8 protein-coding genes are annotated in these 11,829 nt (G+C 39.5%); 7 read left to right on the top strand and 1 reads right to left on the bottom strand.

The window, feature by feature from the left end:
* Window positions 1–16 precede the first annotated feature (16 nt).
* Entirely contained in the window at window positions 17–2,632 is a 2,616-nt protein-coding gene (locus tag ABIB50_RS14445) for a TonB-dependent receptor (protein ID WP_429380616.1), read from the bottom strand.
* A 334-nt stretch (window positions 2,633–2,966) separates the two neighbouring features.
* Between ABIB50_RS14445 and lpdA the strand changes: the two genes are divergently transcribed.
* The 7 genes from lpdA to smc all read left to right on the top strand — a co-directional run bounded on the left by lpdA (window position 2,967) and on the right by smc (window position 11,824).
* On the top strand, window positions 2,967–4,355 hold the full coding sequence (lpdA, locus tag ABIB50_RS14440; protein WP_429380614.1) for a dihydrolipoyl dehydrogenase: 1,389 nt from the start codon (window positions 2,967–2,969) through the stop codon (window positions 4,353–4,355).
* A 114-nt stretch (window positions 4,356–4,469) separates the two neighbouring features.
* Window positions 4,470–5,309 carry an MBL fold metallo-hydrolase gene (locus ABIB50_RS14435; RefSeq protein WP_429380612.1) on the top strand — a complete coding sequence of 280 codons (840 nt, stop codon included), beginning with the start codon at window positions 4,470–4,472 and terminating at the stop codon, window positions 5,307–5,309.
* Between the two features lie 139 nt (window positions 5,310–5,448).
* On the top strand, window positions 5,449–6,309 hold the full coding sequence (locus ABIB50_RS14430) for a sigma-70 family RNA polymerase sigma factor (RefSeq protein WP_144250350.1): 861 nt from the start codon (window positions 5,449–5,451) through the stop codon (window positions 6,307–6,309).
* Window positions 6,310–6,431: 122 nt separating this feature from the next.
* Window positions 6,432–6,749, top strand: coding sequence for a hypothetical protein (locus ABIB50_RS14425; RefSeq protein WP_429380609.1), 318 nt, complete (start codon window positions 6,432–6,434; stop codon window positions 6,747–6,749).
* Window positions 6,737–7,396: an ATP-binding cassette domain-containing protein gene (locus ABIB50_RS14420; RefSeq protein ID WP_429380607.1), complete on the top strand. Its 660-nt coding sequence runs from the start codon at window positions 6,737–6,739 to the stop codon at window positions 7,394–7,396. The genes ABIB50_RS14425 and ABIB50_RS14420 overlap by 13 nt, the downstream gene beginning before the upstream one ends.
* Before the next feature lie 7 nt (window positions 7,397–7,403).
* On the top strand, window positions 7,404–8,189 hold the full coding sequence (locus ABIB50_RS14415) for a PhzF family phenazine biosynthesis protein (protein ID WP_429380605.1): 786 nt from the start codon (window positions 7,404–7,406) through the stop codon (window positions 8,187–8,189).
* A gap of 95 nt (window positions 8,190–8,284) precedes the next feature.
* Window positions 8,285–11,824, top strand: a complete 3,540-nt coding sequence (gene smc / locus ABIB50_RS14410) for a chromosome segregation protein SMC (RefSeq protein WP_429380603.1) — start codon at window positions 8,285–8,287, stop codon at window positions 11,822–11,824.
* The last annotated feature ends 5 nt before the right edge of the window (window positions 11,825–11,829 follow it).

The raw sequence follows: 11,829 nt of genomic DNA, 5'->3' as shown, positions 1-11,829 counted from the left end.
GATATTTTTTTAATTACTAAAAATTAATTTTAAGTGTGGTAGAATAAATTCTGCCTGCGCCATAATTTACACCCAATTTGCTTAATTGTGTTGCATAGTTATCTACGCTTGAAGGAGTTGAGTCAAGCGCTTCTGAAAGATACATAGCGTCAAGCAAATTATGAACGTTGCCTATAAACGATGCGTTCAAGCCGGCAAATTTAAACCTGTAAACTACGTTAAGGTCAATAGTTGAATAATTTGGCAGTTGTATAGGGTGATAAGGGTTAGTAAAAGTAACGGTGTTAGTACCATTATTAAACTTACTCATATCATATGAAGCAAAAAAACGTGTATAATAATTCCAGTTACCGCCAATTCTTACTGAAGGTAATACATCAACATCTAATCCTAAAGCAGCGCTGGTTTGTGCATTTGAAGCGGCTGAACCACCAAAATCGCCTATTACTAATCCTTTTAATGGCAGTGGTTTGATAACGGTTACGGCTGCACCTGGTTTATCACTGCTGATTAAGCCGTCTCCAGAATTTGAAGTATATTTATAATCGCCTAATGACAGCATGCCACTAAGGGTTAAGCCTTTTACCGGGCGAAGTTTAGCATCAATTTCAATACCCTGATGTAACTCGTTAATACCGTTTATATTACCATAAGGTATTGAACCGTCTTGATTTGGCAGACCTACTAAGACTTTAGACCTGTCATTATATTGCGAATGATATAAGTTAACATTTGCACTAAAAATAGCACTTGTATAACCATAACCTAACTCATAGCTAAATAACTTCTCAAGTGTTGTGGTTGGATTAACACCTGTTGTTTTTGCAGTAGGGAAAACTGTGGCAACAAGTGGTGGTTTTTGCACAGTACCTATGTTAACAAAAACGTTGTTATGGGCATCAATATTATAGTTAGCGCCACCTTTAACCTGGAAACCAAGGAAATTAACCCAAACTGATTTACGTGCTGGGTTTGAAGTTAAATAATCAAAGAAATCAGTTTTTCTGTTGCTGGTATTATTACCACCTACAGTAACAAAAGCCGACCATGCATTTTTAATATATTCTGCCTGTGCAAAAACACCTTCAGAGAATATATCGATGTCGTAATTTTGACCTATTTTATCACCAACCACCGTATTTCTGGTACCGCTATTAAGATCAATTTTATCTTGCCAGTATTGGCCACCTAACAAGTTATTTAATACATAAAAATTATGTCTTTTATAGCCTCTTAAATCAACACCTGCTAATAAGTTAATATCCTTTATTGTTTTTTTAAAGGTACTTAACAAACCATATTGATAGTGATCATTCTCCGCCTGGTTGATATAAGTTGTCGAACTTGCGTCAGCGTTAGCTTTATTGGTTTTAACAATAGCGTCAAAATCAATAGGCGAATAAAAATCACCAACCCTTGGGGCAGTACCACCTGGAGCAAGTCCAGCTTGAGAGCCCGCTAAATAAACAGCAGCACCTGTACCGTATGAAGCATACAATATAGTAGATAATGATGCAGTTTCATCAATTTTCCAATCGTGGTTAAGAGAAAGCAAAGGCTTGTTATAACGGTTAACTTCACCACTGAAAGTTTTGCCATATAAGACACCCCAATCAGAGTTAAATCTTGATTCACCCTGCGGTGCAGCACGGTAGGTGGCGATTGATTGATAAGTAAAACGTTGACCATGGCTTTGCGAAGCGCCCATGAAATTAAGGGATAGCGTTTGATTTTTACTTAAGATTTTAGATATGTTGGCAAAATAGCTGTAACCGGTGTAGTATAAACCTTCCGCAGTACCGTCACCAGTGCTTTTTGACAACAAGAATGAAGCGGCCCAACCACTTGGCGTTAAACCAGTAGCATAAGAGAAAGCCGTTTTTAAAGAATTATAGCTACCAATAGCCTGTGATATAGTGCCACCTTGTTGTGTTTCAAGCGATTTTGTGGTAATGTTAATAGTACCACCTAATGATGGAACAGCTACGCGCGACGCGCTTAGGCCACGTTGTACCTGCATTGAAGTAGTAACGTCAGCTAAGCCAGCCCAATCATTCCAGAATATTTTACCGGCTTCAGGATCCTGAACAGGTAAGCCATTAATTAATAAAGCTAAGTTGTTGCTGTTAAAACCACGGATAGCTATCCTTGAGTCGCCATAACCACCGCCACCGCGGCTTGTTGTAACACCCGGCGTTGATTTAAGCAATTCGGGAAATTCAGCATCAGCACCTTTTTCTTCAATGTATTTGGCACCTACGGTTGACACAGCAATTGGTGTTTGTCTATCAATCGCAAGTGATCTGTTAGCAGAAACTACTACCTCACCCAATGAGCCGGATACCGGATCGATCAAAATAGTTCCCAATTTTGTACCTGATGCAGATACTTCTTTTGTTACATATCCAATATATGTAATAACTAATGTACTGTTGCTAGGAGCAGTAATTTTAAAAGTCCCGTCAAGAGACGCTGATGTAGCATTTGTTGTACCTTTTATGGTAATGGTAGCGCCAATAAGCGGCTCCTTTGTTTGCGCGTCAAGCAACTTACCTGTTATTGCAACACCTTGCGCAAAAGCAAGTCCTGTTGTTAAAAGGCCAATAAATAAACTAAGTAAATACTTCCTCATACGTGATTTTGTTTTTAATGTATGTTAACTAAAAAATTGCAGTGGCAAAGATAATTCATAACTCCCTCTTTATTGTTAAGTTAGTGTTAACAATTTTAAATATTTATTATGTTTTTATCAACATCTTAAAACATATTCAAATAAATACAAAATAATATAACCTATATAATGTAAAAATGACACCATATTATAATTATTTTACTGTGAGTTAATCTATGGTATTAGTAGATTTTAAATGATAATCAGATTATTTAATGTGACGAATGTCGTTTTTTGGTTTCAGCCCTTTTACTTAGATTTGGCTTTCTAAAAATAAAACAGAACAGATACGAACATGGATTACGATGTAATTGTTATAGGGTCTGGCCCGGGTGGCTATGTAGCTGCAATACGTGCCTCACAATTAGGGTTAAAAACAGCTATTGTTGAAAAAGAATCGTTAGGTGGAATTTGCCTTAACTGGGGTTGCATTCCTACTAAAGCGTTACTTAAAAGTGCACAGGTATTTGAATATATTAACCACGCTGCCGATTATGGTATAAAAATAAACGGAACCGGCGACGTTGATTTTGAAAGCGTTATTAAAAGAAGCCGCGGTGTTGCCGATGGCATGAGTAAAGGCGTGCAGTTTTTAATGAAGAAGAACAAGATAGACGTTTTAATGGGCTTAGGCAAATTAAAAAGCAAAGGTGTTGTTGAAGTTAAAAACAATGATGGTGTTAAAGAATTCACTGCTAAACATATTATTTTAGCTACCGGTGGCCGATCACGCGAATTGCCAAATATCAAACAGGATTTTAAAAAGGTTATAGGCTATCGCCAGGCAATGATATTACCTAAAAAACCAGCATCAATGATCGTAGTAGGTTCGGGTGCAATAGGGATTGAGTTTGCTTATTTTTATAACTCGATAGGTACTAAAGTTACCGTGGTGGAGTATCTGGATAATATCGTTCCGTTAGAGGATGAAGAGATCTCAAAACAATTGGCCCGTATATTAAAGAAACAAGGTATCAATATCATGACCGGCTCTAACGTTGAATCGGTTGATACCAGCGGCGAAGGCTGTAAAGTAACTGTAAAAACAGCTACAGGTACCGAAGTATTGGAAGCCGAAATAGTTTTATCAGCAGTTGGTATATCAACAAACATTGAAGGCATTGGCCTTGAAGAAAATGGTATAAAAACCGATAAAGGCAAAGTATTGGTTGATGATTTTTACCGCACCAATATTGAAGGTGTTTACGCCATAGGCGACATTGTTAAAGGCCAGGCCCTTGCACACGTGGCATCTGCCGAAGGTATTATATGCGTTGAAAAAATTGCAGGTTTAAAACCAGAGCCTTTAGATTATAACAACATCCCGGGATGTACTTATTGCAGCCCCGAAATAGCATCAGTAGGTTATACTGAGAAAGCAGCTAAAGAAGCAGGTTACGAGCTGAAAGTGGGTAAATTTCCATTCTCAGCATCGGGTAAAGCAAGTGCCGCCGGTGCAAAAGATGGTTTTGTTAAAGTAATATTTGATGCTAAATACGGCGAGTTTTTGGGCGCGCACATGATAGGCTTTAACGTTACCGAAATGATAGCCGAAGTAGTTACAGCCCGCAAGCTGGAGGCTACCGGCCATGAGATCATCAAATCGGTACACCCTCACCCTACCATGAGCGAAGCTTTAATGGAGGCTGCAGCCGAAGCTTACGGTGAGTGTATACACTTGTAGTAAGTAAAAAATTAAAAGTAAAAATTCAAAAGGCTGATAACTAATAACTATCAGCCTTTTATATTTACACCGTCTCGCTATTTTTAATTTTGAATTTTTACTTTTGGATTAATCATGAAACTTCACTCCATCGATACCGGCTTTTTTAAATTGGATGGCGGTGCTATGTTTGGCGTTGTACCAAAAACTATCTGGAACAAAACCAATCCCGCGGATGCCAATAACCTGTGCACCTGGGCAATGCGTTGTTTATTAATAGAGGATGGTAACAGGCTGATATTAATTGACACCGGGATTGGAGACAAACAGGACGAAAAGTTTTTTAGCCATTATTATTTACATGGCGATGCTACTATCGATAGCTCATTAGCTAAACTTGGTTTCCATCGCGATGATATAACCGATGTTTTTTTAACGCATTTGCATTTTGATCATGTTGGTGGTGCGATAAAACGCGACGGCGATAAACTGGTGCCTGCATTTAAAAACGCGGTATATTGGAGCAACAATAAACACTGGGACTGGGCAGTAAATCCAAACGATCGCGAAAAAGCATCATTTTTAAAAGAAAACATCCTGCCAATACAGGAAAGCGGCCAGCTAAAGTTTGTTGAAGCCCATGACAATGTAACATTTACAGACCAGATAAGTATAAGGTTTGTATATGGCCATACTGAATCAATGATGTTACCGTTAATAAGCTATAAAGAAAGACAGATATTATATATGGCTGATCTGTTACCGTCGGTTGGGCATCTGCCACTACCCTATGTAATGGCTTACGACATGTTTCCGTTGCAAACCTTAACAGAGAAAAAGATTTTTTTAAACGAAGCTGTAGCTAACAAATACGTTTTGTTTTTGGAGCATGACCCTGTAAATGAATGCTGCACTTTGCAACAAACAGAAAAAGGTATACGTTTGGATGAAACTTTTAACCTTAGTGCGTTATAAGTACACACCACAAAAACCATGCAATTAATTGCTGATAATGAATAATATATAATCTTTTTTTTATACTAAAATATAGGCAAAACTTTTTGTACCTTTGCCCGTTCAATTCTAAAACTAAGAATCGAGGTTTATAAAATAAATGAGACAACTCAAAATAACACAATCCATTACCAATCGTGAGTCGCAATCACTTGATAAATATCTTCACGAAATTGGTAAAGTTGACCTAATTACAGCCGAAGAAGAAGTAATTTTAGCCCAAAAAATTAGAGAAGGTGACCAGGCGGCCTTAGAGCGCTTAACCAAAACCAATCTTCGTTTTGTTGTATCCGTAGCTAAACAATACCAAAATCAGGGTTTAACACTTGGCGACTTAATAAATGAAGGAAACTTAGGTTTAATTAAAGCTGCAAAACGTTTTGACGAAACCAAAGGATTTAAATTTATATCGTACGCGGTATGGTGGATCCGGCAATCAATATTACAGGCTATTGCAGAGCAATCACGTATTGTGCGTTTACCTTTAAACCAGGTAGGTTCATTAAGCAAAATAAGCAAGGCATTTTCTAAACTGGAGCAAGAGTACGAGCGCGAACCTTCCCCGGAAGAGTTAGCCGACATGCTTGAAACTACCGTTGACAAGATCTCTGATACCTTAAGTAACTCGGGCCGTCACGTATCTATGGATGCGCCATTTGTGCAGGGCGAAGAAAATACATTGTTAGATGTATTGGAAAACTCTGAACCAAACACCGATTCGATCCTGATCAATGAGTCATTATCAGAAGAGATCAAACGTTCACTTTCAACATTAACAGAGCGCGAGCGCGAGATCATTGTATTGTTCTTTGGTTTAGGCACTAACCATCCCCTATCTTTAGAGGAAATTGGCGAGAAATTTAACCTTACCCGCGAACGTGTAAGACAGATCAAGGACAAAGCGTTACAACGATTACGCCATACCAGCAGGAGCAAAATTCTGAAATCATATTTAGGTTAATCATATAAAAGCCTTCGGTAAACCACCGGAGGCTTTTTTTTGCCCTTCTCAATACCATAATAGTTATCGTCGCAACAATAATTTACAGTTTAATCTGTTTGATTAACTGTCACAATTATTACTTGAAACGCTTAATTACCATTTCACTTCATTACTATAAGCTACTGTGGGTTTATAACCTCGCGTTTACGCTGCTCGCCACAATTATAGTATGGGGCTATATCGGAGTTTTAAACGCCGCTACTTTCTTCATCGCGAAGGTAATTGGCTTTACATCCGCTATGGGCTTGTATTATTATTCATCATCAAAAAGCTATTTTTATTTTATGAATGCCGGTTATCGCATGCGCACTATCTTTATCAATGCGGCAATAATTGATGCCTGTATTTATCTATTGATTGTATTGTCTGCAGTAATATTAAAAACATGCATACGCTAAAAGTTGACAGTGTACAATTAGCATTTAACGACCGCAAGATCTTGCAGGATGTTTACCTGCATTGCAACCAGGGCGAGGTAATTGGCTTACTTGGGCGCAACGGCAGCGGTAAGTCTTCGCTATTAAAAATCATTTTTGGCACGCTTACCCCCTCTTATAAATACGTAGGTATTGATGATGAATTTATCCATTACGGATATCTTAACAACCGCATTGCTTACTTATCGCAGGATAGTTATCTGCCCCGGGGAATTAAAATAAGTGATTTAGCAGCTATGCTTATTGATCAACTGTATTGGGACGATTTTGCAAACCTTGATATTTATAAAAATCACCATCACAAAAAACCAGAACAACTATCGGGCGGCGAGTTAAGGCAGCTGGAAATGTTGATGATACTTTGCAGCAAAGCTGATTTTATTTTGCTGGATGAACCATTTACCCATGTGACACCAGTAGAGACGCAATATTTTAAGACTATCATTAAATCTATCTCAAAAACTAAAGGGATAATTATAACCGATCATCAATACTACAACGTACTGGATATAAGCGACAGGGTCATTCTTTTAACTGATGGTTGTACAAAACACCTAAAAAACGTTGATGATTTAGTTACTTACAACTACCTTAGTGGTATAAAATAGATTTGATATGACTATTCCTATTTATCAAGCCGATGCATTTACCGACCAGCTTTTTGGTGGTAACCCTGCTGCCATTTGCCCGCTTAACGAATGGCTGCCCGACGGGGTAATGCAAAAAATAGCAGTTGAAAACAACCTTGCCGAAACTGCATTTTTTGTAAAAACAGCCAAAGGTTATTTACTGCGCTGGTTTACACCCGAATATGAAATAGACCTTTGCGGCCATGCTACGCTTGCATCTGCCCACATATTGTTTACACAACTGGGATATACCAGTGATACCATACATTTTGAAACCATGAAAGCCGGCGTACTTACCGTAAAACGCAATGGCGATAAATATACCATGGATTTCCCTTCGCGCCCGCCTATACCAATAGAAGAGCCAAACGGATTGGTTGATGCATTAGGAGGTATACAGCCTACCGCCATATTACGGTCGCGTGATTTTTTTGTGGTGTATGACTCTGAGCATGAGGTAAGAGACCTTGCACCCGATTTTTTCGCTTTATCAAAAATGGACACGGTTGGCGTAATAGTTACTGCGCCCGGGGATAAAGTAGATTTTGTATCCCGATTTTTTGCACCGGGTGCCGGTATTAATGAGGACCCGGTTACAGGCTCGGCGCATTGTAACCTGATCCCTTATTGGGCCAAAATATTTGAAAAAAATCAGCTACATGCTTACCAGGTCTCTGAGCGTAAAGGCGAGCTATGGTGTGAGTTACAAGGCGACCGTGTGTTAATGACAGGTAAAGCAGTTACTTATTTAAAAGGTCAGATCTACGTATAGCGCCAACATCATAAATCTTTATGATTTACTATGGTAAAATCATTTTTTTATGATTAATTTGAACCTTGGAATTTATACAGGGCTATCACTATTAAATGCAGCTTACACAGTTAGAAATCAAGGGGTTTAAAAGCTTTGGCGATAAGATCACCATTAATTTTAATGAGGGTGTTACTGCTATTGTGGGCCCTAATGGCTGCGGCAAATCAAACGTAGTTGACGCTATCCGCTGGGTATTGGGCGAGCAAAGCACCCGTATGCTGCGGTCAGAGAAGATGGATAACGTTATCTTCAACGGTACCAAAAGCCGTAAGCCTGCTAACCTTGCTGAAGTTTCATTAACGTTCGATAACACCAAAAATATCCTCCCTACTGATTATTCGCAGGTAACTTTAACACGCAAGCTTTACCGTAGCGGCGATAGTGAATACCGGTTAAATGATGTACAATGCCGTTTAAAAGACATTACAGACCTTTTCCTGGATACGGGCATCGGTTCTGACTCGTACGCCATAATCGAGCTTAGAATGATCGAGGAGATCATTTCAAACAAAGAAGGTTCGCGCCGTAATTTATTTGAAGAAGCATCGGGCATATCAAAATATAAGATCCGCAAAAAACAAACTTTTAATAAGTTAAAAGATACCGAGGCCGACCTGGAACGTGTAGAAGATTTGTTGTTCGAGATCCAGAAAAACCTGAAAATGCTTGAAAATCAAGCTAAAAAAACCGAACGTTATTACCGGATCAAAGAAGAGTATAAAGCGCTTAGTATAAAACTGGCATCGTTTAAAATTGCCGCCTTTGGTAATTCATTAAACACTATTGAACAACAGGAGCTTAAGCAGCGTGAAGAGAAAGCCGGCGTTATAACCCAAATGGACACTTTGGAGGCCAGCCTGCAACAAGAGAAATTAGACAGCCTGACTAAAGAGAAAAATCTATCTATCCAGCAAAAAGCGACTAATGACTTTGTTGGCAAGATTCGCGCTTATGAAAGCGAGAAAAAAATAAAGAACGAGCAATTAAAATTTCAGCAGGATAAAGAAACAAGATTAAGCGAAGAGCTGGAACGCCACCGTAACCAGCTTAACCACGTGCTCTATAACATCAAGCGCCTTAATGAGGAGAAAGCACAAGAAGACGAAAACCTGCAAACCATAGCAGCAAAAGTTGCTGATTTAAAATTGATGGTTGATGAATTGCGTTTACAGCAATCAAGCGCGCGGAATGAGTTGAACGAACTGGTAACAGCCAACAATAACTTACAAAATCAGGCTTACAAAGCCGAAAAAGATATCGATATCCTGCAGATTCAGGAACAAGCGCTTGAGCAGGAAAGCCAGCGCAATATGGAAGACGCGACAAACAAAAAGGTTGAACTCTCTCACTTTAACGATGTTGTTGCAGAACTGCAGGGCCGCACTGTAGCTTTAGAAAACGAATACCAACTTGAACTTACAAAGGAAACCGAATTACAGGAACAAATAGCCACAATGGATGCCGAGGCTGAAAATGTAAAAGAAACCATTATAACTGAAAGCCGTAAGCTTGACGCTAAGCAAAACGAATACAACCTAACAAAGAGTTTGGTTGATAACCTGGAGGGTTTCCCGGAGTCTATCCGGTTCCTGAAAAACAATAACGAGTGGGCCAAAAACGCTCCCCTGTTTAGTGATGTACTTTTCTGTCGTGAGCAATACCGGGTGGCTATTGAAAACTACCTGGAGCCGTTAATGAACCATTACGTAGTTGATACTTATGACGAAGCGGTAAAGGCGATCAATCTGTTAAGCAATTCATCACGTGGCAGGGCGCAGTTTTTTATCCTAAGCAATTATGCCGAAGAAACAGGCCTGCAGTTTAAAGAAGAAGCTACCGGTGGCCGAATCCCGGCATTAAATGTAGTTGAGGTTGATAAGAAATATCATCCGTTGGTTAGCCACCTGCTTAAAAATGTTTACCTGGTTAATGATGAAGCTGAACTTAATAACTCAGGTATAACCGAAGGCCTGGTATTGTTGGCCCAAAGCGGCAAGTTCAACAAATCTAAATATACCATGGCCGGTGGTTCGGTAGGTTTGTTTGAAGGTAAAAGAATAGGCCGTGCAAAAAACCTGGAGAACCTGGCTAAAGAGATAAAGAAACTGGAGGTGGAGCTATTTGAGTTTAAAACCCGTTCTAACGAATTACAAACCCGGTCGGTAGCTTTAAAGGCATCCACTAAAACTGCCGAACTCAGTCAGAAACAGGCTGAGCTTAACCGTTTAAATACAGAACTGATAACTGTTAAAACCCGCCAGGAACAGTACGAAACTTTTATAGAGAACAGTTTAAACCGCAAAGACGATATCGCAAAAAAAATAAGCGGTATAAAAGAAGAAATTGCTACCCTGCAACCTTTATTGGTTGAGCTAAAAGCCAGCAAACAAGTTCAAAGCGATTTGCTGGTTGATAAGCAGCGTGCTTTTAATGAGTTGAATGAAATGGTGTCGGTACAATCAAATACCTATAACCAGGAGAATATCCGCTTTCATCAACAACAAAACAAGGTATCGGGATTAACTAAAGATCTGGATTACCGGTTTACCCAGCAGGACAGCCTGGAAAGCCGCATTAAACAAAATAGTGAAGATCTGGAAAAAGTAAAGCTGGCTATACAGGAAAACCTGCATCAGTCCGACTCGTCAGACGATAGCCTGTTAGAAATGTACAGCCAGAAAGAGGAGCTTGAAAAAGCCACCCAGGAAGCGGAGCAGGAATACTATAAATTGCGTGGCAAGATTACCGAAACAGAAGATGCCGTAACCGCACTGCGCCGTAAAAAAGACCAGGCCGAAGTAATAGAGAACGAGTTAAAAGATCAGCGCAATAACCTTCGGATTGAATTGAACGCTTTGAAAGAGCGGTTATCCGTAGAGTTTAATATTGATATAAATGAGCTGCCTGACAATGAAACCGCAGGCGATGAGAATGAAGATGTGTTACGCGAACGAACCGATAAGCTAAAAAATCAACTGGATGATTTTGGCGCAATCAATCCTATGGCTGTTGAAGCCTACCAGGAAATGAATGAGCGTTATGAGTTTATCCAGAATCAGAAAAAAGACCTGGCTGAGGCAAAGGCTTCGTTAATGGCTACCATACAGGAGATAGACGATACCGCAAAAGAAAAATTCATGCTGGCATTTACCCAGGTGCGCGAAAACTTCATTAAGGTGTTCCGGTCGTTATTTAATGAGGAGGATTCTTGTGACCTGATCTTAAGCGATCCGCAAAATCCGTTGGAGTCTGATATCGATATTATTGCAAAACCAAAAGGTAAACGTCCTTTATCTATCAACCAGCTTTCTGGTGGCGAGAAAACATTGACGGCGACTGCTATCCTGTTCTCTCTTTACCTGCTAAAACCTGCCCCATTTTGTATTTTTGATGAGGTTGACGCGCCGCTTGATGATACCAATATCGATAAGTTTAACAACATCATTCGCAAGTTTTCTTCCGAATCACAGTTTATCATCGTATCACACAATAAAAGAACCATTGCAAGCACCGATGTAATTTACGGTGTAACAATGGTTGAACAGGGAATATCGCGTGTAGTGCCGGTAGATCTCAGAGAGCTGGCCGACTAAGCTGG

Source organism: Mucilaginibacter sp. UYCu711 (assembly GCF_050433825.1).
Lineage (GTDB): Bacteria > Bacteroidota > Bacteroidia > Sphingobacteriales > Sphingobacteriaceae > Mucilaginibacter.
Note: the sequence above shows the minus strand (reverse complement) of the source record. Positions and strands in the feature narration are given on the sequence as shown.

What these genes read in the sequence shown, in the direction of transcription:
- ABIB50_RS14415 (WP_429380605.1), top strand. Translation starts at nt 7,404, where the DNA reads ATGACTATTCCTATTTATCAAGCCGATGCATTTACCGACCAGCTTTTT.
- ABIB50_RS14430 (WP_144250350.1), top strand. Translation starts at nt 5,449, where the DNA reads ATGAGACAACTCAAAATAACACAATCCATTACCAATCGTGAGTCGCAA.
- ABIB50_RS14445 (WP_429380616.1), bottom strand. Translation starts at nt 2,632, where the DNA reads ATGAGGAAGTATTTACTTAGTTTATTTATTGGCCTTTTAACAACAGGA.
- lpdA (WP_429380614.1), top strand. Translation starts at nt 2,967, where the DNA reads ATGGATTACGATGTAATTGTTATAGGGTCTGGCCCGGGTGGCTATGTA.
- smc (WP_429380603.1), top strand. Translation starts at nt 8,285, where the DNA reads ATGCAGCTTACACAGTTAGAAATCAAGGGGTTTAAAAGCTTTGGCGAT.
- ABIB50_RS14435 (WP_429380612.1), top strand. Translation starts at nt 4,470, where the DNA reads ATGAAACTTCACTCCATCGATACCGGCTTTTTTAAATTGGATGGCGGT.
- ABIB50_RS14420 (WP_429380607.1), top strand. Translation starts at nt 6,737, where the DNA reads ATGCATACGCTAAAAGTTGACAGTGTACAATTAGCATTTAACGACCGC.